The following is a 22,367-nucleotide window of genomic DNA, read 5'->3' as shown; positions in this document are numbered from 1 at the left end:
GTCACTTCATCGGCGCACTCTGTCGCGGTCGGCAGCCGGGCAGGGTATTCGGCCCGCAGCGATGAGGGTCAGCCATGAATTGCGCGGCGGTCGACCCGCGATGCCACACACCCTCATGCCATTTCCGGTCTGCAAAGTCGACATCACGCCATTTGAATCCGTCTCGCACCTTTCGCCGTTTCCGGCGCCGGGTCACGGGCATCGACGGTTTGACGAAATACGTCGATGAAAGGACTTTGCATGCGCACCGGAATGATCAGCAAACTCGTCCTCGCCGGCACCCTCGCCCTGACCACGGTCGCCGTTTCCGGCACCCCCGCCGCAGCCGCACCCGCACCTGCCGCACCCGCCGCACCTGCCAGGGCCGCTGCCGGCACCCTGACCTCGACCGTCACCGGCACCACCGCCGACGGCGGCGCGGTCACCGGCACCTTCACCCCGTCCCGCTTCGCCGTCCAGAACGGCAAACTGGTCGCCATCGGCACCCTGAACAGCGTCCTCACCACCGCAACTGGTGAGGCCCTGGGCACGGCAGCCACCACGGTCACCCTGCCCGTCCAGCTCCCGGCCGGCCAGTCCGCCGCCGCGGCAGCCCTCGTCTGCCCGGTCCTGCACCTGGTCCTCGGCCCGCTGAACCTCAACCTCCTCGGCCTCGCCGTCCACCTCAACACCGTCGTCCTCGACATCACCGCGATCCCGGGCGCCGGCAACCTCCTCGGCAACCTCCTGTGCGCCGTGGTCGGCCTCCTCGACGGCGGCCTCAACCTCCCGCTGAGCCAGCTCGCCCTCCTGCTCAACGCCATCCTCGCGGCCCTGGGCCTCTGACCCACCGCCACGCCGTCCGGCCCCGCAATCCCGGGGGCCGGCCGGCGGCCCAGGCCCCTGTGGGTTGTTCGCTCGTATGCTCACGCTGTGGCGGATGAGGACATGAGCGGCGTCGTGGAGCGGTTGCTCCAGGCGTTGGCGGCGCAGGTCGGGGTATCAGAAAAATGGCTGCGTGAGACCGTCTTCATCGTGCGCTGTGTCGGCGCCGACCGATCCGTTGACATCCAACCGGTCCTGACCGAGGACTACGTGCTTGAAACGGTTCCCGCACTCAACCTCAAGCCCGTCTAGCGTCGCCGGACCGTCTGCGCGGTGGTGGCGGTGGCGGCCAGGAGGCCGAGGGTCATCGTGCCGACCGCGGTGACCAGCATCGCCGGGCGGGGGCCGAGACCCGTGACCAGGAGGCCGCCCGTGCCCACCCCGACCGGTCCCGCGAGAATCATCACGGTCCGGCGGGCCGCCAGAACCTGAGCCCGATCGGCCGACCGCTGAAAGAGTGCGATGGTGATAGATCCATAAGGCCCGTAAACGATTCCCGCGACCGCGAGACCCGCCACCGAAACCGAGACCGGTGCCCCCAGTCCCAATGGCAGAAAGGCCGCCCCCACCCCGATCACGATCCCGGAAGCGGTGGGCCACAACGGCCACGCGCGCAGATATCCGGCGATCAGGCCACCGATGACCGCGCCCCCGCCGAATGCCGTGAAATACCAGGCGAGATGCGATGCCGGTGCGTGCAGATAATCGGAGACGTAGACCGGTAATCCGACCTCGACCGGCCCGTAGAGAGCGAAAAAACAGAACGTCAGCGCGAGCAGGGCGACCAGCTTCCGATCTGCGACCATCACCCGGAAACCCGAGCCGGAATTCCGGCGCTCCGCGCGCGCCGCCCAGGGCACGCCAAAGCCGCAGAACAGGGCGAGAACCGCGAAGCTGACCGCGTCGAGGGCGATGACCGTCGATGCCCCGGCCCCAGCGATGACGGCGGCGGCGAGTAGGGGCCCGATCAGCACCCCGCCCTGGCTCAGCGTTGTCAGCAGGGCGTTCGCCGGCACGTGCTCGCGTTCCGGCAGCAGCTCCGCCATCAGCGTGTACGTGCCCGCCGAACCCCAGGAGTGCAGCAGTGACGACACGGCGAGCAGGGCGACGTACACCCCGATGCTCAACGCCCCGGACAGCGCGAAGATCGCGATCGCGCCCAGCGCGACGGCGCGCAGGGCCGAGTCCCAGGTCACCAGCTGGGCGCCGCTGCGCCCGCGCAACACCGCTGCCAGCAGGAACGTGCCGAGTGCGCCGGGCAGCGTGTACGCCGCGACGGCGAGGGCCACCCACATGCCGTGCCGGTCGGGTGGGGCGATCTCGATCGCGAGCCAGCTCACGGCGACGGCGCTCATGCCGTCGCCGAGGGAGGACGCCGCGAAGCCGGGGAGGAGGCGTCGCATGCGGGGGTCGCGCAGCACCGGACCGTACGGTGATGACCTCATCCCGAGAATGTACAGATTGTACGTTACGGAGAGAAGGGTTCAGTCCGAGATGGACGCCCGGAGGGTCTTGAGGGTGGCTCCGAACTGGTCGCGCTGCGTCGCGGACAACGGGTCGCCGAGCAGTGCGGCGAGGTGGCGGTCGAAGGCCGCACCGGCCCGGGCCAGGACCTTGTCGCCGGCGGCGGTCAGTCTCAGGATCGACGAGCGGCGGTTGCGCGGATGGGGCGTGCGGATGCAGAGGCCCGCACGCTCCAGGCGGTCGACCGACTGGCTCGCGCCACCGACCGTGATGGCGAGCGCGCCGGCCACCTCCTGGACCCGGCAGTCCGGGGTGGCGTCGATCACCATCAGGATGTTCAGGCTGCCCAGGGTCGTGTCGCACTCGGCGCGCAGGCGGGCGTCGAGCGTGTTCCAGAGGATCGTCTCGAAGCGGATCAGGTCGTCGAACAAGGCTCGGAGCTCCACGTCCGAAGAGTACCTTGCCGCTTAGGTTATTAGCGCTTAACATCTAAGTCATGAACAACCAGTCACGCGCCGTCCGCTTCGATCGGTACGGCGGCCCCGAGGTCCTGCACGTCGAGAGCATCCCGACGCCCGTCCCCGCGGAAGGGGAGGTCGTCGTCGAGGTCCGCGCCGCGGGCATCAATCCCGGCGAGATCGGCATCCGCAGCGGCGCGATGCGCGACCGCTACCCGGCGACGTTCCCGTCCGGCCAGGGCAGCGACCTCGCGGGGGTCGTCGTCGCGCTCGGTGCGGGGGTCACCGAGTTCCGCGAGGGGGACGAGGTGCTCGGGTATTCGTGGCAGCGGTCCAGCCAGGCGACCCATGTCGCCGTCCCGGTGCACCAGCTGATCATCAGGCCCGTGGAGCTGAGCTGGGAACAGGCGGGCGGGCTCTACGTCGTGGCGGCTACCGCGTACGCCGCGATCCGGGCTGTTGATCCGCAACCCGGCGAGACCGTCGCAGTCTCCGCCGCGGCAGGTGGGGTCGGCACTCTGGTCGTGCAGCTGCTCCGGCGGCGTGGCGTCGAGGTCATCGGCATCGCGTCGGCCGCCAACGACGAGTGGCTGCGGGAGCGCGGCGTCGTCCCGGTGCACTACGGCGACGACCTTGCCGAGCAGCTCGCCGACAGGAAGATCGACGCGTTCATCGACCTGTTCGGCCCGCAGTACGTGCGCCTCGCTGTCGACCTCGGCATTCCCCGCGACCGGATCGAGACGATCATCGCGTTCGCCCTCGCCCAGGAGCTCGGCGTCAAGGCCGAGGGCAGCATGCTCGCCTCCACCCGGGAAGTCCTCACGGAGATGGCCGGGCTGGTCGCGGATGGCAGCCTCGAACTGCTCGTCGCCGCGACCTATCCACTCGACAAGGTCGCCGACGCCTTCACCGAGCTGGAGAAACGCCACACCCGCGGCAAGATCGTGCTGATCCCGTAAAGGGGTATAAACGGCGGCATGAGAATCCTGTCGGCGGGCAAAGCCCTGGTCTCCCTGCTGGCCGGGATCGTCGCCGGCATGCTGACCGCGGTGCTGGGCGCGTCGGGGCCGGCGCCGTTGGTGGGCCTGATCGTCGGCGCCGCCACCGTGCTCGCGTGGGTGTGGATGGTCAGCTGGCCCCACGACGCCGCCGGCACCAAGGCCCTCGCCGAGCGGGAGACCGGGTCGCGGGGCACGGATTCCGCCATTCTGGCCGCGGCGGTGGGCGGTCTCGCGGTGGTGATCAGCGCCATCGTGAACGCGAGCGACAACAAGGCCATGGTGATTCTCAGCGTGGTCGCGGTCGTGCTCTCCTGGGCGCTGGTCAATACCGTCTTCGCGTTCAAGTACGCCCGGTCCTACTACTTCGAGACCGACGGCGGCATCGATTTCAACCAGGACGCGCCACCGTCCTACAGCGATTTCGCCTATCTGGCCTTCACCGTGGGCATGTCCTACGCGATCTCCGACACGAACTCCACCTCCACCGAGATCCGCCGGCTCGTGCTCGCCCACGCGCTGCTCTCCTACGCGTTCGGCACCGGCATCCTCGCCGTGGCGATCAACCTGCTCGCGAGCCTAGGATCGTAGCTTTTAGGAACGGGATCAGGATCGGCAGAACGGTCGCTGCCTGCATCGCTCGCATGTGGTCGGCCTCAGGGATGATGTGTACGCCCCAAGCCCGCTCTGTCAGTTCCGCACCGAACTCGTGAATGGCGTCGGCCATCGAGACCCGTGCGTTGTCCCACTTCTCGCCGTACTGAATCGTGTCGTTCCCGCCGATCAGCACCAGCCGCGGGATGTCGACCTTGTCGAGCGCGGCCCGCTCGTCGAAGCCCTGCAACGACTCGTAGAGCGTGACGTACTGCTGGGTCTGATCCGGTGTCAGCGTGAAATCCGCGGAATCCCAGTCACCCGGCTCGGCCGTTTGCGCCGGCGACTGCTTTTCCTCAAGGGACATCCGATGAGCAGTGCGCGTGACGTCGAGCATCGCCGCATAGGGGCCACCGAGCGGTGGAAATCCACCCATGGCCAGCGCGGTCAGCCGATCGGTACGCAACGCGAGCTGCAACCCGGCCAGTCCGAGCCACGAATACCCGTAGTACGCGAACCGCTCGACCCCGGCCACATCGGCGATCGCGAGCAGATCGGCGGCCACCTGAGCGGCGTCGAGCGTACGCGGCTGGGGCTCGTCCCTGAGATGTCCCTCGTAATCGGCGGCGATCACCTGAAAACCGGCGTCGACCAGCCCGGTGGCGAGGTTGTGCCCGAGGTTCGGGTCAGCGCCCCAGGCCCGCAGATCGTCGGCGGCTTTCCCCTCCATCGTCGCGATGCTGACCGGCAGCAGTACGGCAGGTCCGTTACCCAGCACTGATACGTCCATGGAAACACTATATACTGTAAGGACTATGGATCACGAAGCCCACGTACGCCGCCTGTGGCGCCATCGCGGCACTACGTTGCCCACCCCTCGCCGAGGCCCTCGCCAGCAACTCGACCTGGACGACCTCCTCGACGCGGGCATCGCGATCGCCGACGAATCGGGCCTGGCGGCGGTCTCCACACGCGCGATCGCGGGCCGCTTCGGAAAGACACCGATGGCGCTCTACCCGTACGTGGGAACGAAAGAAGAACTGCTCGCCCTCATGCAGGACCACGCCTGCGCCATGCCCACCTGGACCGACCCGGCAACCACCCTGGCCGACGACCTCCAGGCCTGGTCAGGCGCGCTCTTCGACGTGTACGTCGCGCACCCGTGGCTGGCGTCCCGCCCCTGGTCCCAGGCCACCCAGGGCCCGTGCGAACAGGACTGGCTCGAACGCCTCCTGCAGATCCTCGCCCGCTGGCGGGCCCCCGAGACCCCCACGGTCACCATGCTCTACGCCACGATCCGCGCCTGCGCCGAAACCACCGCGTCCTACCTGCACATGGACCACCGCGGCATGTCCGGCTGGCTCGCCCAGGCCGAAGAAACCACCCGCCAGATCCCGGACTACGCCGACCGCTACCCGCTGTCGACATCGCAGCAACCGGTCACCGCAAACTGGCAGGACGCACCCCGGGCCGCCCTCACGTCCGCTGTCGACCTGCTCGCCGGGGCGCTCCCGGCGAGATGACCGGAGCGGGCCGTCAGGTTCGGGTGCCGGTGCACCGCCCGCCGTTGTACGCGTCGACCAGGACGCCACTCGGGTTGCGCAGGTCGAAGATCTGGAATTCCAGGCATCCGCCCATGGCATCGGCCTGCTGCAGGTGGTCGAAGAACATGGAGGACGCGCCGACCACGCCGGCCGCGCAGAGGCCCGCGGCGAGCGGGCCGAAGCGGGCGCAGAACGCCGTGGCGAGCGCCGCAGGAGCGTCGGATGCCTTCTCCCAGCTGTGGAAGAACGTCGCCCACTGCTGGGTGGTCGGCCGGTCGAGGTAGTAGCTGCAGCCGTCCCAGCCGCATGCCCAGCCGCCTTCAGCGGCCGAGACCGTGGACAGCGGGGGTGCCGCGTGGGCTGACTCGGCGGTGACAGCCGAGCAGCCACCCATGGCGGTGATCATCGAGAGGGCGGCCAGGCCGCGGGTCCCCCACTGGACAAGTGACATCGAAGAAACCTCCGGGATCGGTGGAGAATGGATTTCCATCGGACCACCAGGGACGTGACGATGACGTGACACCCAACGCGAAGCGCCCGGACTATCGGCTGCTCGGCGCCCTGGAGATCCGCGGGCCGGGCGCTGCGCGGACCCTCGGGCCGTCCGCTTCCGCCGTGCTCGCCGCGCTGCTGGTGAGAGCCCCGCAGCCGGTGCCCGCGGCGCGGCTCCAGGCGGAGCTCTGGCCCGGCAGGACCGTCAAACCTGCCGCCCTGCGACAACGTGTCAAGGAATTGCGCCACGTGCTCGGCGCGGACGAGATCCGCACGACCGGTGGTGGCTACGCCATGCCGGACGCCGCCGAGCGTACGGACACATACCTGTTTCAGGAGTTCCGCGCACGGGCGGCGGAGGCGCATGCGGACAGCGACCTGGAAACTGCCCGTGAGCTGCTTCGGGACGCGCTGCGTCTGTGGACCGGCGATCCGGCGCTGGCCGGGCTGCACGGGTACGAATTCGCGGCCCGGTTCGCGCGGGACTGGGACGAGCGCCGCGCCGCTGCTGTGCTCGAACTGCTCGACGTGCTCACCGGTCTGGGCCGGCACAACGAGCTTGCCGAGCTGTTGCACCGCGAGCAGGACATCATCCCGGAGCGGATCGCGGGCTGGCGTGCCGCTCATCCGGCGCCGCGGCATGCGGGCGAGCCGGTGCGGGTGGTCGGCAGGGGAGACATCATCGGGCGACTGGGCGGGCTGGCCACTGCGGCCTGGGCCGACGACGGGCCGGGAACCCGGGTGATCCGGGTCAGCGGGCCCGCCGGCGTGGGCATCACGACCGTGCTCGGGCTGGTCGCCGACCGGCTCGCCGCAGAAGGTGCCCAGGTCTGCCAGGTCGACATGCGCGGTGAGGTGGACGAGCAGGAAACGGTCACGCACGCGCAGAACGCGTTGATCACCGCGCTCGGCGTCACACCGGACGCCATGCCCGCCGAGCTCGCGGAGAAGGACCAGGTGCTCGGCGACCTGCTGATGCGGTTGAGCAGACAGGACCGCTTCGTGGTCATCCTCGACCACGTGAGCAGCGCGGATCAGGTGGCGGCGCTGACCCGGCGGGACGCGTTCTGGACGGTGATCGTGGCCAGCCGCCCCGACCTGCCGGAGGTGCGTCCCGGGCTGGCGGTGCCGGTCGAGGTGCCGCCGCTGGACGAGAAGAGCGCCGTCGAGATGCTGCGCATCGTGCTCGGCCGGCCCGCGGTGGACCAGGACCAGGCGGCGACGCTGCGACTGGTCGAGCTGTGCGAGCGGCTCCCGTTCTTTCTCGCCCTGGCGATCGCCGCTATCGTCCGGACCGGCGAGACGGTCCGGAGTTGCGCCGACACGATCGACCGGCGGCGGCGGGAACTGCGCAGCCAGGCGGGCTACGGCGTGTTCGAGTACAGCCGCCGGGACCTGCCGGGCCCGCAGCAGGAACTGCTCGCCCTGACCGGCCGGATGCAGGCCGTCTCGGTGACCGTCGATCGGGCAGCGGCGATGCTGGGCACCACGCCGGTCGAGGCCGGCACGATCCTGGCCGGTCTGGACCGGGCGCGGCTGATCGTCGCGGGCGGTGGCCGCTACCTGTTCCGGCCGCTGGTCCTGGCCTACGCCGCGCATCTGCCGGCCGAGCGGTGGCCGGCTGCCCAGCGCCTGCTGCTCGAGGACATGCTCACCGAGGTGCGGCGGGTCGCCGGCCCGATCGGGCCGGGTGAGCCGGGCGCCGGTCCGGCGCTGCGGGTCTCCGCCTGGGACTGGTACCGGGCTGAAGGCCCGAATCTGCGCGGCGCGGTGACCGGCGCGGTCCGTGCCGAGCTGGACGAGCTCTGCTGGCGACTGGTCGAGGTAGCCGGGCCGGTGTTGTATCTGACCGGTGCCGTCGACGACTGGGGACACCTTGTCCACGCCGCGGGCATTGCCGCCGAACGACTCGGCGACCCGGCGGCCCGCGCGCACGTCCTGATGACCCGGGCGGAACGGGAGCGGTATCTGGGCGAGTGGGCGGCGGCGTACCACCGCTACAACGAGGCCGTCGAGCTGAGCGAGGGCGACGACTCGACGCACGCCGTGGCCCTGGACGGGCGCGCCGATCTGGCCGTCGGGATGTACCTGATGGACGATGACCCGGACTGGCTGGCACGCGGCCACGACGATGCCCGCGAAAGTCACCGCCTGTTCACCGCGGCCGGGAATGTCCAGGGAGCGGCCAGCGCGTTGTCGGGTCTGGCCGAGGTGCTCGCCGTCTCCGGCCGCAACGAGGAGGCCGTTCCGGTGGCGTCCGAAACGCTGCGGCTCTACCGGTCTGTCCCCGATCCGGTGAACGAGGCCGTCGCGTTACGCATCCTCGGGAGCATCCAGGCCCGGCTCGGGCGGCTCGCCGAAGCTGCGGCGTTGCTCGGTGCCGCCGTCGAGGTCGACGACCGCGAGCACACCGCGCTGGAGGGTGCCCGAGCGCTGGCCCGGTTGGGTGAGGTGCAGCTGAGGCAGGCACATCACGACCAGGCACGGATGTCGCTCAGTCGCGCCCTGCTGGTGCTCCGGACCGGTCCCGACCTGCGCTGGCGGGCCGTCGCCACGATGCTGTCCGGCAGGCTCTCCCTGGCCACCGGCGATCACACCGGCGCGGTCCGGTCACTGAACGAGGCGGGGGCGCTGTTCCGGCGGCTGGGTGACCATCATGCCGCCGATCAATGCGAATCCTTGCTCGACGACGGCTCAGAAGGCCGTGGCGTCCAGGGTGCGGAAGAAGATGACGGGCCTGTTGAGGTGCGGTAGCTGAAGAGCAGCACGACTATCACGACTGTGGACAGCAGCCATAAAACGATTCGGCGCATCTCTACCAGCCGAACCGTTCGCGGTGGACCTGGGCGGAGGGGACGCCGGCTGTTCGGGCCGCCGAGCGGACCGCGTCCGTCCAGGGGTCCGGGCCGCAGAGGTAGAGGTCGTGGCGGGTGATGTCCGGCGACAGGACACGCAGCGCTTCGGCATCTGAATAGTCCGCGTATTCGGCAGGGAGCCACGAGCCGGAGCGGGCGCGGGGTCCGATCAGCGGGACCAGGCGGACGCCGCGTTGGGCTGCGAGCCATTCGATTTCGTCGAGGAAGGCGACTTCGGAGGCCTCCCGCGCTCGGTAGATCAGCGTGGCCTGGCCCTGGCCGTAGGGGAGATCCCACAGCAGCGCGAGCAATGGCGTGATGCCCACCCCGCAGGCCAGCATCGTTACCGGGCCGCCCCTATAGGACTCCGCGGTCAAACGGCCGTAGGGGCCCTCGATCAGCACCGATGTGCCCGGGGAAAGGTGCGCGACCCGGGAGCTGCCGTCACCCAGTTGCTTCACCGTGATCCGGAGCTGGTTGCCGTTCGGTGGGCCTGAGAGGGAGAACGGATTGCCGCGCGTCCATCCTGGCCCGTCCAGGAAGCGCCATACGAAGAACTGGCCGGCGCGGACCGGGAGGCGTTCCAGGGCTCGGCCCCGCAGATAGACCGAGACCAGGCCGTGCGCTTCCGGGACGATGTGATCGACCACGAGACGGTGCCGCAGGGTTCGCCACAACGGTCGGAGAACGCGGAACACCACGACGCTGGAAGCGGCGAGGGCGTACAAGCTCCACCAATATGCTCGCGCGAGCGGATTGGCGATGAAGTCCGTGCCGGTCCAGATCTGGTGCGGTAGGGCGAGTGCGACGCCGAGGTACGCGTACAGGTGCAGTAGATGCCAGGACTCGTAGCGCAAGCGGCGACGTGCCGTGCGTACTGATGTGATGACCACCAGGATGAGCGCGACCGTTCCGCCCAGCGCGAGCAGCATTCCGGGGTAATCGGCGATGAATGACGCGAACTGGGCGAAGAGTGAGCCGCCCGCCGCGTAGGAGTAAGTCGCCAGGACAATGTGGATGAGCAGCAGATGGAACGACGCGAAGCCGGTCCAGCGGTGCCGGCGGGCGAGGGTGTCCTGGCCGAAAGCGCGTTCGATCATCGGGATGCGCGCCATGAGGACGACCTGGATGAGCAGGAGGTCCGCCGACCAGAGCGCCGCTAGCCGGCCGGCGGCACCGGTCCAGGAGTCGCCGAGATTGGTGGCCCACAATGCCGTGACGACGAGCAGGCTCGAGGTCGCGGCCAGGCCCGCGGCGCCGGACCACCAGCGTGGGGTCGGGTTGACGCGGGGGAGCATGCGCGTCAACCTACAAAGACAAAAGCGCTGGTGGCAGGGGTGAGTGAAGAAGGTAATGCCCGGGGCCGTTAATGGTTATCGGGGGTGGTCGGCAGCGGTCTCCTACAAGTTGACCGCCTGTGCGCTCGAGGTCCAGAGGCGGGCGGCGAGCTCCGGGTCGGTGACCCACTGTCGTGGTTCGGTGACCTTGCGGCCGACGTAGTAGGCGCCGGTCGTCAGTTCGTTCGCCGGGGCCGTCGCGAGCCAGGTCAGCAGTGCGCCCGCCTTCTGGGCGGTGATCAGGAACGGCCAGATCTTGTAGACCAGGCGGGTTGCGGGGTCGGCGCCGAAGTTCGTGCGGACCAGGCCCGGGTGGAACGAGACCGACAGGATGTCCGGCCAGCGGCGGGCCGCCTCCGCCGCGAACAGGATGTTCTCGCCCTTGGCCGCGCCGTAGGCCCGCCACGCGCTCCAGGCTTGCGGGTCGCCGGTGAAGTCGTCCGGGTCGACGCGGGCACGGCGGTGCGCGTCCGAGGAGGTGCCGATGATGCGGCCGCCACTGAGCCGCTCACGCAGGAGGTTCGCGAGCAGGAAGGGCGCCAGGTGGTTGCTCTGCGCGGTCGCTTCGAAGCCGTCCGGGGTCACTCGATAAGACCCCAGCATGCCGCCAGCATTGTTCGCCAGGACGTCAATCTTTTCGTACGCGCTGAGTACGTGCTCAGCTACCAACCGTACGTCCTCGAGGGTTTCGAAGTCGGCCCTGACCTCGTCGGGCTCGGGGCCGGTCGCGGCCTTGCGGATCTCGGCCATCGCCGCGCCCAGCCGGCGGGGATCGCGGCCCACGGCAACGATCTGGTCACCCATCGCGGCCAGTTGCTTCGCCGCCGCCAGGCCCACGCCGGAGCTCGCGCCCGTGATCACGATGGTGCGCATATGACCTGTCCTTCGCTCGCTGATGCAGGTGTCGTACCCATGGTGCATTCTGTCAACCGATGAGCTCCCAGATCGAAGTGCCGCATTCCGTGGCGATGCCGGACCCGGCACCCGCACCCGCCCACCGGGTCACCCGCTGGCTGCTGGCCAACCGCGTCCAGCCCGTGGGGCCGGAGTCGCCCGAGACCGCGGGCCACCAGCAGCCGTGGTGGAAGGTCATGGCGCTGACCGGCGTCGACTACTTCTCCACCCTGTCCTACCTGCCGGCCATCGCGGCGCTCGCCGCCGGGGCACTGTCACCGCTGGCCACGCTGCTGATCGTCGCGCTGACCCTGCTCGGCATGCTCCCCATGTATCGCAGGGTCGCCCGGGAGAGCCCCAACGGCCAGGGCTCGGTCGCGATGCTCGAGGACCTGCTGCCCTTCTGGTACGGCAAGCTGTTCGTCCTCGTGCTGCTCGGCTTTGTCGCCACCTCGTGGATCATCACGATCACGCTGTCCGCCGCGGACGCCACCGTGCACATGTCGGAGAACCCCTACCTGCCCGGTGTCCTGCACGGGCACGCGGTGCTGATCACCGTCGTGCTGCTGCTGATCCTGGGCTTCGTGTTCCTGCTCGGTTTCAGCGAGGCCGTGAAGGTCGCCATCCCGCTCGTGGTGATCTTCCTCGGGCTCAACGCGGTGATCACGGTCGTCGGGCTGATCGACGTGTTCACAGTCCCGGACGCGTTCTCGACGTGGCTGCACGGCGTCTCCGCGGGCGGGTTCGGCACGGTCTCGTCGGCGTTACTGGCGTTTCCCGCCCTGGTGCTCGGCCTCTCCGGCTTCGAGACCGGCGTCAGCATGATGCCGTTGATCGCCAGCACGGGGAAGACCGCGGAGGAGCGCCGCGAGTCCCGCATCCGCAACACCCGCAAGCTGCTCACCGTGGCGGCGCTGATCATGAGCGTCTACCTGCTGCTCACCAGCTTCGTCACCACCGTGCTGATCCCGCACGAGGAGTTCGAGCCCGGCGGCGCGGCCAACGGGCGGGCGCTGGCCTACCTCGCGCACGACAAGCTCGGCGAGGTCTTCGGCACGACCTACGACATCAGCAGCGTCCTGATCCTCTGGTTCGCGGGCGCGTCCGCGATGGCAGGCCTGATCAACATCGTGCCCCGTTACCTGCCCGGTTACGGCATGGCACCGGAATGGGCCCGCGCGGTGCGCCCGGTCGTGCTCGTCTACACCGCGATCAGCGTCGGCATCACCATCGCGTTCGGCGCCGACGTCAACGCGCAGGCCGGGGCATATGCGACCGGCATCCTGGCCATGATGGTCTCCGGTGCCGTCGCCGTCGCGATCTCCGCGTTCCGCCGCCGGCAACGCGGCGCGGCTGCGGGCTTCACCACCCTCACCCTGATCCTTCTGTACGCCCTGGGCGACAACATCATCGAAAAGCCGGACGGCATCGCCATCTCCGGCGTCTTCATCGCCGGCATCATCGTGGTCTCGTTGATCTCCCGCGTCACCCGCACCACCGAGCTGCGCGCCGACCGCATCGAGTTCGACGAGCTGGCCCGCGACCACATCGCCGCCTCGATCGCCTACGACGGCGAGCTCAACATCGTCACCAACCGCCGCGAGGCCGGCGACCAAGCGGAGTACTACGCCAAGGAACGCGAACAGCGCGGCATGAACCCCGTCCCGACCGGCGCCGACATCATCTTCCTCGAGATCGAGGTCGTCGACCCGTCCAGCTTCAGCAACGTCCTGGTCGTCCATGGCGTCGACGTCCAGGGCTACCACGTCCTGCGCGCCCAGAGCCCGGCCGCCCCGAACGCCATCGCCGCGATCCTGCTCGCCCTGCGCGACGCGGCCGGCGTACGCCCCCAGTGCTATTTCGAGTGGGCCGAAGGCAGCCCCCTGGTCCACCTCTTCCGCTATCTGCTTCTGGGCCGGGGCGACACCGCCCCGGTCGTCCGCGAAATCCTCCGCCGCACCGAACCTGATCCCGCCCGCCGCCCCGGCATCCACGTGGGAGGCTGACGACACCCCGTGGCCGTCCGGGGCCGGCGGCTGAGCGGGGCAGTACATTTCCATGGCATGGACTACAAAGTTCCGGTTACCCAGGCCCGCGCCGCCTTCGCGGACCTGATCAACCGAGCGGTCTACGCCAGCGAGCGCATCGTGATCACCCGCCACGGCAAACCCATCGCCGCGCTGATCTCCGCCGAGGACCTGGCCCGTCTCGAAGAGCTCGACGCCGCCCAGCCCCCGGCCCAGATCGTCCGTCTCGGCGGCGGCGTGGCCGGCGGTGGCCCTTCGACCCCGCAGGTCGTCAGCCAGGACCTGGGCCTGGCCGCCCAGGACCGAACACCGCCGATCCGCTGACCTGGCCCAGCTCGGACGCAACGGGTGCGGCTCTGGCAGGATCCGACCATGCCGGAACAGGGACCGCTGCCACTGCTCTCCCTGGCCGACGAGGATGGCAACGCCGTCCGGGTCGAGGTCAGCGGGCCGCACCCGAGATGGCCGAAGGCGCTGGCCGCCCGGATCGTGGTGGAGTCACCCTTCGTGCGGGGCAGCTCCGACCTGGCGATCTGGCCCGCCAACCTCCAGTCCCTGGCTGTCTTCCTCGACCAGCTGGCGGCGGGGGACGACGCCATGTGGTTGGGGAACGGTCGTGGACCCGCGATCCGGATCCGGCTGCACGGCACCCGCGACTGCCCGGATGTCGAGGTCGAGGACGAATTCGTCTCGATGGTGACCGTCGTGGTCCCGGTCGCGCTGCCGGACGACTGGGTCGGCGCGCAACGTGAGCACCTCGCGGCGGTGCTGGCCACCTATCGTTTTGTCAGCGGAGGTGGGTGAAGGTGGCGCGGACGGCGGCGGTGAAGCCTTCGGGTTGTTCGAGGGCGGTGAAGTGGCCGCCGGCGGGGAGTTCGTCGAAGTGGACGATGGTGCTGTAGCGGCGTTCGAGCCAGCGGCGGGACTTTCGCACGTGCTCCTTCGGGGACATGGTGAAGCCGGTGGGGACGGTGGCCGGGGCGTCGACGGTGGCCGGGGCGGACCAGTTCGAGCGGGTCATTTCCCAGTACATGCGGGCTGTTGAGGCGCCGGAGTTGGGCAGCCAGTAGAGCATGATGTCGTCGAGCATCTCGTCGAGCGTGAACGTGGCCTCGGCGTTGCCGGGGGTGCCGCACGTGTCCTGGAGCATGGCGTAGATCCAGGCGGCCTGTCCTACGGGGGAGTCGGCGAGGGAATAGCCGATCGTCTGGGGGCGCGTCGACTGCTGTTTCGCGTACCCGGAAAGGTTGTCCCAGAAGTATTTCGCGCTGGCCAGCATGGCCTGTTCGTCCGGGGTGGCGTCGGCGATCTCGTCCGGGGTGGGGCCGAACATCGCGAAGTTGAGATGCATCCCGGTCAGGCCCGCGGGGGCGCGGCGGGCGATCTCGTCGGTGACCGCGCAGCCCAGGTCGCCGCCCTGAGCGCCCCACCTGTCGTAACCGAGGCGGTCCATCAGGGTGATCCAGGCGTCGGCGATCCGGCCGGGGGTCCAGCCGGTCTCCGCGGGCTTCGCGGAGAAACCGAAACCGGGCAGCGTCGGAATGACCAGGTGGAAGGCGTCGCGGGGGTCGCCACCGTGGGCGGCCGGGTCGGTCAGCGGGCCGATCACCTTGCGGAATTCGAGGACCGAGCCGGGCCAGCCGTGCGTCATGATCAGCGGCAGTGCCCCGGGCTCGGGCGAGCGGATGTGCAGGAAGTCGATGTCGAGGCCGTCGATCGTGGTGCGGTACTGACCGAGCGCGTTGAGCTGCGCCTCGCAGGCGCGCCAGTCGTACTTGTCGCGCCAGTGCTCGACGAGCGCCTGCAGCTTGTCCCGCGTCGGGCCCTGGCTGGTGTCGTCGACGGTGCTGCCCGCCGGCCAGCGCACGGCGTCGAGGCGCCGGTGCAGATCGGCGAGGTCCTCGTCGGGGACGTGGAGGGTGAACGGTTCTATGGTCGCGGACATGGCTACCCCTTGGAGATCAGTGGAAGCAGGATCTGGTCGACGAAGGCTTCCTGCTCGTCCGGGGCGGGTGGCGCGCCGCCGAGCATCGTGCGCAGGAACAGGTGGGCGACCGTCAGCCCGACCACCGCGGGGCCCCGGGTCCCGTCGACCGCTTCGCCGCGGGTGACGGCCCGGCGGCAGATGGTCTCCCCGTCCTGCCGGCTGCGTTCATCGATCTGACCGCGGACGATGTCGCGCAGGTCCGGGTCAGCGCGGATCGCCTCGACCAGCGCGAGCAGCGACGGGCCGCCGTCGGACCCGTCGAACGTCGCGGCGATGGCACTCACGACGGCGACGAGGTCACCTCGCAGGCTGCCGGTGTCGGGCAGCTCGGTGACACCACCCTCGGCGTGCCGGCGCAGGGCATCCGCGACCAGCTCGGCCTTGCCCGGCCACTTGCGGTACATCGTCGCCTTGGACGCGCGGGCCCGGGCCGCGATCGCATCGACGGTGACCCGCTCATAACCGATCTCCGCGACCAGGGCCACCGCGGCGTTCAGGATCGCCTGCTCGCGGGCCGGGCCACGCGACGAGGACTTCGCCGGTTCCATGACCACCTCCATATGTGAACGGTACTGTACAGTTCACAAGTCGGCAGCGGCAAGCGCGAGATGACCGCTGCACGCACCCGGGGTGGCCCGTGACACGGCGGTGTACCCCGGGGCTGACCAGCGTTGATGGCTTGTATGAGACTTCTTCGATGCGATTCAACGGGGATATCAGGAAGAGCGTCGCGATCGCGGCCATGACATTGATCTGTGCGACTGCCTGTGGTGGCGCGGCGGAAGAGGCGCAGAGCAGCCCGGCGAGCAGTTCGGCGAGCAGCGCGGCGACGCAGTCCAGTGCGCCTGCCGTGGCTGCCGTTTACCGGGCGCCGAAGAAGGCGTGCGACGGCGCCGACACGACCGCGATGGATGCGAAGCTGACAAATCGCAAGATTCAGCGCGAGGACGTCACCACGACGAAGCTGTCGACCATGGCGTCGTGCACGCTGGCGTACAAGAACCACACCGTGATGATCCAGATGGAGGTCTACCAGGAGCCCATCGCGAACATCATGTTCGACGGGTTCAAGAAGGCCGAGGCCAAGAACAGCACGCTGACCGACATTCCCGGCCTGGGCACCGGCGCGTACTCGTACGTTGATGAGCTGACCGGACCGCACATGGCGGCGTGGGACGGCAATCTCTACATCACGATCATGATCGGGACGCTCTTCGGGGAACCCGACCCGGCCGACTCCGAACTGCTGCCCCCGGTGGTCGCCGCGACCATGACCAAGCTGCGGAGCTGATCGCGGCTCACGATGCTGGGGAGGCCGCCCATTCGCAGATCGCGGCGAGCGGCTTCTCCAGGGTGCGGCCCAGCTCGGTCAGCGAGTATTCGACGTGCTGCGGGGGTGTTTCCTTGAGGACCCGGCGCTCGACCAGGCCATCGCTCTCCATGCCGCGCAGGGTTTCGGTGAGGACCTTCTGGGTGATGCCCGCGACCCGCCGGCGCAGCTGAGCGGGGCGTTGCGGGCCGTCCATCAGCGCGTAGAGGAGCAGGACCCGCCATTTCGACGCGAGCCGTTCGAGCGCCTGGCGCGTCGAGCAGCTTTCTTCGAGCACGTCCGGAACCCGCAACGACATGCCGAAGGGTACCGCGAAGTGCCTTCTGTCCGTCGTCCCGCGAACGCCCTAGCGTCGACGCCATGGACGTTACTTTTACCGCCGACGGCATCACACTGGCCGGCGATCTGCAACGGGCCGGGGACAAGGCCGTTGTCCTCACCGGCCCGTTCACCGGAGTGAAGAAACAGGTCGCCGGAACGTACGCGAAAAGGCTGAACGACGCGGGACTGACCACTTTGGCCTTTGACCATCGGGGGTTCGGGGAGAGCGGCGGACGCCGTGCTCACGAGGACAGTCAGGGCAAACTCGCCGACCTGCGCGCCGCGGTCGGCCTGCTCGGGGAATACACCGACCGGATCGGGATCGTCGGTGTCTGTCTCGGCGGCGGATATGCGTTGCGGGCCGCGGCGACCGATCCGCGAATCGGGGCCGTGGCCGGGATCGCGGGCGCCTACAACAGCCCGGCCCGGTTCAGTGCGGGCGATCCGGACGGTTACCGGCAGGCAATCCGTTCCTTCATCGAACGCTACGACGAGGAGTTGCCCGCGGTCGCGCCGGATGGTGGGCCCGCGGCGATGGGAGGTGCCGAACCGTACGCGTACTACGGCACCTCCCGGTCAGCGGCGGAGCATTGGGAGAACCGGGTGACGTACGGCTCGCTGCATTCGCTGATGACCTTCGACGCCCTCGGCGCGGCCCCGCTGCTCGCCGCGACGCCCCTGCTGATCGTGCACGGGCGGACCGACGACTACTGCTCCCCGGAGCTCGCCGAAGCCGCATATCAGCAGGCCACGGGTCCCAAAGAGATCCGCTGGCTGGACGCCGAGCAGCACATCGACCTCTACGACAACGAGCCCTTCGTGACTGAGGCCGCTGACGCCGCCGCGGAGTTCCTGCACCGCCACCTGTAAATTTCCAGGCATGCGTTTGCATGTCGGATGCGCGATGTGGACCCACAAGGCGTGGCAGTTCTCGGAGCCGCAGGAACGGTTACGGTCCTACGCGCAATGGTGCAACGCGGTCGAGGGGAACACCACGTTCTACGCGACGCCGTCACGGGAGACGGCGGCGTCGTGGGCGGGGCAGACGGACCCCGATTTCCGGTTCGTGGTCAAGCTGCCGAAGACCGTTACGCACACCCTGCGGCTCGCGAATTGCGAAACCGAGATGCGGGCGTTCCTCGATGCCATCGAACCGCTCGGCCCGCGGGTGCACGCGCTCTGGGTCCAACTGCCGGGTTCGTTCACCCCCGCTGACGTCGACACTCTCGGCCGTTTCCTGCGCAGGCTCCCCAGCATTTACCGGTACGCCGTGGAGGTCCGCGACCGCACCTTCTTCGACACCCCGGCGCCCCTCGAGAACGTCCTCGCCCCGGTCCGCGCCGAATGGGTCCCCTTCGACACCACCGCGTTCTTCCGGACCCCGCCGACGAGCGACGCCGAACGTGACGCGTGGACGAAGAAACCGCGAATGCCGTTACGGGACGTCGCTCTGACCGACCACCCGATCGTTCGCTATCTGGGCCGCGACTCGGTCGAGCGCACGGTCGAGGGCTGGCAGCCCTGGGTCACCGCCATCGCGCAATGGCTGCGCGAGGGCCGCTCCCCGACGATGTTCATGCACACCCCCGACAACGTCGACGCCCCCGCGCTGGCCCGGCGTTTCCACGACGAGGTCCGCGCTCGCGTACCAAATCTGGAACCGTTGCCCGAACCCACCCTGCCCGAGCCGACGACGCTTTTCTGAGGTGTTATTTTCCCGCGCATGTTCTCGCGGGGAATGTCGGCAGCGGTCAGGGAAACGATGGGGCGGGCCTACACGGCCTTCGAGGCCGAGGACTGGCCGCTGGCCGGGGAGTTACTGGCCACGGCCGCGCCGTCGTTGACGGGGGAGATGGCTGCCGCCACGTGGTTCGACGCCGCGCTCGCGTACAAGTTCGCCCGGGACTGGCCTCGCGCGTACGAGACGGGAAAGATCGCGGTCACGCACGTGCGCAGGGGAGCCGAGGAGCCCGCGTTCTGGAATCTCGGGACCGTGGCCACCATTCTGGGTGACTGGGCGACGGCGCGTGACTGCTGGGACGGTTACGGCCTGTCGGTGCCGCCCGGCAGCGGGCCGATCAACGAGGACTTCGGGCCGACCTGCGTGCGGTTGCGGGACGTGGGCGAGGTGGTGTGGGCGCTGCGGCTCTGCCCGACGCGCGCCCGGGTGATCAGTGTGCCGTTCGACCCCTCCCGCCGCTTCGGTGAGGTGGTCGTGCACGACGGCGCCCCCAATGGTGAGCGGACGACCGGCGATCTGACCGTCCCGGTCTTCGACGAGCTCGTGCTTGCCGAGGAATCGCCGCTCGCCACCCTGTCGGTGCTGGTGAACGCCGACCAACCGGCCGATCTGCACGATCTGCAGGTCGCGTTCTCCCGGCGCAGCCTCGGCATCGAGATTTTGGCGAGCCGGGTCGACCTCTGCACCTGCTGCAGCGAATCCTCGATCCGCCAGGAGAGCCGCGACTACGCCAACGAGCAGCGGCTTTTCCTCGGCGCGACGCAGGACGACGCCCGCACCCTGCTGGAGGAATGGGCCGGCGCGGCCCCGACAGCTCGCACCTGGGCTAACCTGCACCCGGCCTAAGGTACGTATTCGATGACGGTCACGGGGGAAGCGGTGATCCAGCCGAGGGTTTCGTAGAGGGCGCGGCCCTCGTCGGTGGCGACGAGGATGCCCGCGCTCGCTCTCGTGGCGACGTGGGTGGTGAGCAGGGTCATCGCGGCGCGGCCGAGGCCGCGGCGTTGGTGGGCGGGGAGCGTCTCGACCCGGTCGAAGACCACGATCGGGGCGGCGATGCCGGCCTGAGCTTTCGCGGCGACCTCGCCGTCGCTCTCCCGGATGACGACCTTGACCGCACCGGTGCCGGTGTCGTCGAGTCGCGCGGTGTAACCCTCGGTCAGGGGCGCGGAAGGCGAGTCGCCGAGCCGGCGGTGCATCAGGTGCCCGTCGTGGCGGCGTTCCCAGCCTGCCGGCAGGTGCGGGAGGACGTCGTCGGGGGCGGCGCTCACCTTGATCCAGGTGTGCGGCTGGACCTCGGTGCCGGTCACCCGGGGGACGTCGGCGCTGTCGTGCAGCAGGTAGCGGGCTGCCTCGCCGGGGACTCCGGTCGGGATGAACCAGCCGCCCGCCCGCGGCACCGGCGCCGGGGCGCCGCGCGACACCGCCCACCCCCGGGCCCAGCCCGCCATCAGATCCGCGGTCACAGCTCTGCCGCCGGGGGCCGCTCCGCAGGCGAGGGCTGCCCTGTTTTCGGGGGCCGGATGCCCAGGGTGGAGACGCCGGGGAGAATGCCGGCCTTGACGATGGTGGTGGTCAGTGGGGCGGTGAGGGTGACGAGGCGGCGGGTGGCTTCGGGGCCGAGGGCTTCCCACGGCGACTCGGCCAGGGCGTCGGTTGTCCGCTCGATCTCGGCGCGGGTCTCGTGGGCGAGCGGGGTGGCGGTGCCGTCCGGGTTGAGCCAGCCCCGCGCGGTGAGCCGTTCGGTGGCGGCCTGCCATTCCTCCGGGGTCCACTCCCGGCTGCCGAACGTCGTCACCGGGGCCGCGCCGATCGCCGCGAACGACACCAGCGACTCGCAGCCGTCGAGACCCGCCGTGAGCAGGGCTGCCACGTGGCCGTCGCCGCGGTGCTCGCGCAGGACCATGGATGCCTGCCAGAGCGCGAGGTGGGGCTCGTCGGGCCAGGGCAGGTCCTGGTTGGCGGCGGCCAGGACCCGGCCGGTGGTGACGCAGGCCTCGGCGGCGGTGCGGGCCAGCTTCGCGGCTTCCGCCAGTGCCGCGCTGCCGATCTCTTCGCCCCACACCGTACGCAGAGAGCTGTCCACTGCCCGCAACCTGCTCGCCAGCGCCTCCCCGGCAGACGCGACCTCCCAGGTGGCGGGCACATACCGCGCGACCTTCGCGGGCGAGAAGCTGTAGAACGAGGCCGTGACCAGCCCCGGCCCGGCTGCCCCGAGCGGCGCCGCCCGCCACGCGAAGTAACTCTGCCAACGGTCCGCCGGGTCGTATCCCTCCGCGGCCGCCTCCGCACCGGCCTCGGGGGCGTAGTAGAGCAGGGCGTGTACCGGTTCGAGCAGCATCCACATCTTGCGCGGCAGTGAACTAGTCATCGTAAAGATGCTAGTGCCATCAGGTGGCCGGCGTAAGACTGTCCATGAAGGAGCTGACGGAGAAGACGGCGTTGCCGGGGCCGGCCGGGCCGTATCCGGGCGGGCTGGACAGGCCGTTAGCCTCCATGGTCGCGCGGTAGACCTCCAGCAGCCGGACGTGGTATTCGAGCGGCGCGCCCTCCGGGTTGGCCTTGCCGAGCGGCGTGGTCGGCTCCGGGCACCAGGTGGTGAAGCGGGGCGTGATGCCCCGCGACATGAAGTACTGCAGGCCTTCGGCGGTGGAGTCGATCGCCTCGTCGACGGTGGTGAAGCCGTGCGGGGCGGCCATCTCGACGCCGGCGACGAAGTTGGGGATGACGTTGCGGGGGCCGAAGACTTCGGCGGATTCGAGGATGCGGCGGTGCCACTCCTCGCGGCCGACGTACCTTTCCTTGCCCGGGCAGTAGAGCTCGAAGAGCTTCTTGTCCCACACCTCGTAATTGGGGTGGTAGATGCGGATCCCGTAGTCGTGGAAGCGTTGCACGTCGGCGCGGGGCAGCGCCTGGGCGACGACCTTGCCGATCCAGCGTCCGGGGAAACGCTCCTCGATCGCCTGGGCGTACTGGCCGTAGAAGTCAGCCTCGGTCTTGCCGCCGACGTGCGAGGTGATGCTGCCGCCGGTCAGCGTGTACGCCTGGGACGTCTTCGCGGTGTCGTACTTGTCGATGATCTCCAGGGCTTCCAGGATCTCGTCGACGGGCTTGACGCCGGTGTACGGGCGGCCGGCTGCCTTGTGCTGGCGCCAGTTGTGGTTGATGTCGCAGTACTGGCACTCCTCTTTGGCGCCGAAGTACTGGCAGACGCGGAACGCCGTCAGGTAGATGAGATAGCCCCACTGGATCGTCGGGGCGACCTCCATGACCTGCTTGCCGTTGGACAGCAGAAGATGAAGTACGACTTCGGCTTCACGTCGCCGTGCTCGTTGTCGGTCAACGCCGAGTCGTCGAAGGCCAGCCCGCCGCGCAGCAGGTCCTCCTTGATGACCGCTTCGCGCGGGACGTGGGGGAAACGACCCATCAGGCCTTCGACGAGCTCGGTGCGCTGCATGTAA

General features: G+C 69.4%; 26 protein-coding genes. 13 read left to right on the top strand and 13 right to left on the bottom strand.

Annotated features, from left to right (window positions below; translation table 11 throughout):
- Positions 1-240: 240 nt before the first annotated feature.
- On the top strand, positions 241-825 hold the full coding sequence (locus Aco04nite_RS22135) for a hypothetical protein (protein ID WP_244876186.1): 585 nt from the start codon (positions 241-243) through the stop codon (positions 823-825).
- 87 nt (positions 826-912) lie between these two features.
- On the top strand, positions 913-1,116 hold the full coding sequence (locus Aco04nite_RS22130; RefSeq protein ID WP_212999142.1) for a hypothetical protein: 204 nt from the start codon (positions 913-915) through the stop codon (positions 1,114-1,116).
- Here the strand turns inward: Aco04nite_RS22130 and Aco04nite_RS22125 are convergent.
- Together Aco04nite_RS22125 and Aco04nite_RS22120 are read right to left on the bottom strand one after the other, a co-directional pair.
- The gene (locus Aco04nite_RS22125) at positions 1,113-2,309 is read right to left on the bottom strand and encodes an MFS transporter (protein WP_212999141.1); all 1,197 of its coding nucleotides are present in this window, start codon (positions 2,307-2,309) and stop codon (positions 1,113-1,115) included. The two genes, Aco04nite_RS22130 and Aco04nite_RS22125, sit on opposite strands and share 4 nt — an antisense overlap.
- A 39-nt stretch (positions 2,310-2,348) precedes the next feature.
- Positions 2,349-2,774: a MarR family winged helix-turn-helix transcriptional regulator gene (locus tag Aco04nite_RS22120; RefSeq protein WP_212999140.1), complete on the bottom strand. Its 426-nt coding sequence runs from the start codon at positions 2,772-2,774 to the stop codon at positions 2,349-2,351.
- 50 nt (positions 2,775-2,824) lie between these two features.
- Here Aco04nite_RS22120 and Aco04nite_RS22115 point away from each other — a divergent pair, with 50 nt between their 5' ends.
- Positions 2,825-3,745 carry an NADP-dependent oxidoreductase gene (locus tag Aco04nite_RS22115; protein WP_212999139.1) on the top strand — a complete coding sequence of 307 codons (921 nt, stop codon included), beginning with the start codon at positions 2,825-2,827 and terminating at the stop codon, positions 3,743-3,745.
- Positions 3,746-3,763: 18 nt separating this feature from the next.
- The gene (locus tag Aco04nite_RS22110) at positions 3,764-4,375 is read left to right on the top strand and encodes a DUF1345 domain-containing protein (RefSeq protein WP_212999138.1); all 612 of its coding nucleotides are present in this window, start codon (positions 3,764-3,766) and stop codon (positions 4,373-4,375) included.
- Here Aco04nite_RS22110 and Aco04nite_RS22105 read toward each other — a convergent pair.
- On the bottom strand, positions 4,347-5,168 hold the full coding sequence (locus Aco04nite_RS22105; protein ID WP_212999137.1) for an alpha/beta fold hydrolase: 822 nt from the start codon (positions 5,166-5,168) through the stop codon (positions 4,347-4,349). The genes Aco04nite_RS22110 and Aco04nite_RS22105 overlap by 29 nt on opposite strands.
- Positions 5,169-5,193: 25 nt before the next feature.
- On the opposite strand from Aco04nite_RS22105, the gene Aco04nite_RS22100 reads away from it, so the two are divergent.
- On the top strand, positions 5,194-5,901 hold the full coding sequence (locus tag Aco04nite_RS22100) for a TetR/AcrR family transcriptional regulator (protein WP_212999136.1): 708 nt from the start codon (positions 5,194-5,196) through the stop codon (positions 5,899-5,901).
- A gap of 13 nt (positions 5,902-5,914) precedes the next feature.
- On the opposite strand, the gene Aco04nite_RS22095 is transcribed toward Aco04nite_RS22100, so the two are convergent.
- Positions 5,915-6,373, bottom strand: coding sequence for a hypothetical protein (locus Aco04nite_RS22095; RefSeq protein WP_212999135.1), 459 nt, complete (start codon positions 6,371-6,373; stop codon positions 5,915-5,917).
- Between the two features lie 65 nt (positions 6,374-6,438).
- On the opposite strand from Aco04nite_RS22095, the gene Aco04nite_RS22090 reads away from it, so the two are divergent.
- Positions 6,439-9,168: an AfsR/SARP family transcriptional regulator gene (locus Aco04nite_RS22090; protein WP_212999134.1), complete on the top strand. Its 2,730-nt coding sequence runs from the start codon at positions 6,439-6,441 to the stop codon at positions 9,166-9,168.
- 61 nt (positions 9,169-9,229) lie between these two features.
- Here Aco04nite_RS22090 and Aco04nite_RS22085 read toward each other — a convergent pair whose 3' ends face one another.
- Both Aco04nite_RS22085 and Aco04nite_RS22080 read right to left on the bottom strand, forming a co-directional pair.
- Complete coding sequence (locus Aco04nite_RS22085; protein WP_212999133.1) at positions 9,230-10,567, bottom strand: ferredoxin reductase family protein; 1,338 nt, start codon at positions 10,565-10,567, stop codon at positions 9,230-9,232.
- Between the two features lie 102 nt (positions 10,568-10,669).
- On the bottom strand, positions 10,670-11,479 hold the full coding sequence (locus Aco04nite_RS22080; RefSeq protein WP_244876185.1) for an SDR family NAD(P)-dependent oxidoreductase: 810 nt from the start codon (positions 11,477-11,479) through the stop codon (positions 10,670-10,672).
- A gap of 59 nt (positions 11,480-11,538) precedes the next feature.
- Between Aco04nite_RS22080 and Aco04nite_RS22075 the strand changes: the two genes are divergently transcribed.
- Genes Aco04nite_RS22075 through Aco04nite_RS22065 form a run of 3 tightly spaced genes read left to right on the top strand, consistent with a single transcriptional unit; the run spans position 11,539 to position 14,331 of the window.
- Complete coding sequence (locus tag Aco04nite_RS22075; RefSeq protein WP_212999131.1) at positions 11,539-13,506, top strand: APC family permease; 1,968 nt, start codon at positions 11,539-11,541, stop codon at positions 13,504-13,506.
- Positions 13,507-13,563: 57 nt separating this feature from the next.
- A complete protein-coding gene (locus tag Aco04nite_RS22070) occupies positions 13,564-13,851 on the top strand; it encodes a type II toxin-antitoxin system Phd/YefM family antitoxin (protein WP_212999130.1) in 288 nt (95 codons plus the stop codon).
- Between the two features lie 48 nt (positions 13,852-13,899).
- The gene (locus Aco04nite_RS22065; protein WP_212999129.1) at positions 13,900-14,331 is read left to right on the top strand and encodes a DUF5959 family protein; all 432 of its coding nucleotides are present in this window, start codon (positions 13,900-13,902) and stop codon (positions 14,329-14,331) included.
- Here Aco04nite_RS22065 and Aco04nite_RS22060 read toward each other — a convergent pair.
- Together Aco04nite_RS22060 and Aco04nite_RS22055 are read right to left on the bottom strand one after the other, a co-directional pair.
- On the bottom strand, positions 14,315-15,472 hold the full coding sequence (locus Aco04nite_RS22060) for an epoxide hydrolase family protein (RefSeq protein ID WP_212999128.1): 1,158 nt from the start codon (positions 15,470-15,472) through the stop codon (positions 14,315-14,317). The two genes, Aco04nite_RS22065 and Aco04nite_RS22060, sit on opposite strands and share 17 nt — an antisense overlap.
- A 2-nt stretch (positions 15,473-15,474) precedes the next feature.
- Entirely contained in the window at positions 15,475-16,074 is a 600-nt protein-coding gene (locus Aco04nite_RS22055) for a TetR/AcrR family transcriptional regulator (protein ID WP_212999127.1), read from the bottom strand.
- Between the two features lie 137 nt (positions 16,075-16,211).
- On the opposite strand from Aco04nite_RS22055, the gene Aco04nite_RS22050 reads away from it, so the two are divergent.
- Complete coding sequence (locus Aco04nite_RS22050) at positions 16,212-16,805, top strand: hypothetical protein (RefSeq protein ID WP_212999126.1); 594 nt, start codon at positions 16,212-16,214, stop codon at positions 16,803-16,805.
- Positions 16,806-16,812: 7 nt separating this feature from the next.
- Here Aco04nite_RS22050 and Aco04nite_RS22045 read toward each other — a convergent pair whose 3' ends face one another.
- A complete protein-coding gene (locus tag Aco04nite_RS22045; protein WP_203834740.1) occupies positions 16,813-17,142 on the bottom strand; it encodes a winged helix-turn-helix transcriptional regulator in 330 nt (109 codons plus the stop codon).
- A 62-nt stretch (positions 17,143-17,204) separates the two neighbouring features.
- On the opposite strand from Aco04nite_RS22045, the gene Aco04nite_RS22040 reads away from it, so the two are divergent.
- From Aco04nite_RS22040 to Aco04nite_RS22030, 3 genes are read left to right on the top strand one after another with little or no spacing between them, the layout of a single operon-like run.
- The gene (locus tag Aco04nite_RS22040) at positions 17,205-18,035 is read left to right on the top strand and encodes an alpha/beta hydrolase (RefSeq protein ID WP_212999125.1); all 831 of its coding nucleotides are present in this window, start codon (positions 17,205-17,207) and stop codon (positions 18,033-18,035) included.
- A 10-nt stretch (positions 18,036-18,045) separates the two neighbouring features.
- Complete coding sequence (locus Aco04nite_RS22035) at positions 18,046-18,870, top strand: DUF72 domain-containing protein (protein WP_498370766.1); 825 nt, start codon at positions 18,046-18,048, stop codon at positions 18,868-18,870.
- Between the two features lie 18 nt (positions 18,871-18,888).
- Positions 18,889-19,752, top strand: a complete 864-nt coding sequence (locus tag Aco04nite_RS22030; protein WP_212999124.1) for a hypothetical protein — start codon at positions 18,889-18,891, stop codon at positions 19,750-19,752.
- Here the strand turns inward: Aco04nite_RS22030 and Aco04nite_RS22025 are convergent.
- The 4 genes from Aco04nite_RS22025 to Aco04nite_RS49000 are packed head-to-tail and all read right to left on the bottom strand — an operon-like array spanning position 19,749 to position 22,363.
- Complete coding sequence (locus Aco04nite_RS22025; RefSeq protein WP_212999123.1) at positions 19,749-20,372, bottom strand: GNAT family N-acetyltransferase; 624 nt, start codon at positions 20,370-20,372, stop codon at positions 19,749-19,751. The two genes, Aco04nite_RS22030 and Aco04nite_RS22025, sit on opposite strands and share 4 nt — an antisense overlap.
- On the bottom strand, positions 20,369-21,277 hold the full coding sequence (locus Aco04nite_RS22020) for an SCO6745 family protein (RefSeq protein ID WP_212999122.1): 909 nt from the start codon (positions 21,275-21,277) through the stop codon (positions 20,369-20,371). The genes Aco04nite_RS22025 and Aco04nite_RS22020 overlap by 4 nt, the downstream gene beginning before the upstream one ends.
- Before the next feature lie 19 nt (positions 21,278-21,296).
- Positions 21,297-22,175 carry a radical SAM protein gene (locus Aco04nite_RS22015; RefSeq protein ID WP_244876184.1) on the bottom strand — a complete coding sequence of 293 codons (879 nt, stop codon included), beginning with the start codon at positions 22,173-22,175 and terminating at the stop codon, positions 21,297-21,299.
- Positions 22,130-22,363, bottom strand: a complete 234-nt coding sequence (locus Aco04nite_RS49000) for a hypothetical protein (protein WP_244876183.1) — start codon at positions 22,361-22,363, stop codon at positions 22,130-22,132. Before Aco04nite_RS49000 ends, Aco04nite_RS22015 begins: the two co-directional genes overlap by 46 nt.
- Positions 22,364-22,367: the final 4 nt, after the last annotated feature.

Source organism: Winogradskya consettensis (assembly GCF_018332715.1).
Taxonomy (GTDB): Bacteria; Actinomycetota; Actinomycetes; order Mycobacteriales; family Micromonosporaceae; genus Actinoplanes; species Actinoplanes consettensis.
The sequence above is the reverse complement of the archived record's forward strand: the minus strand, read 5'-3'. Positions and strand labels throughout refer to the sequence as shown.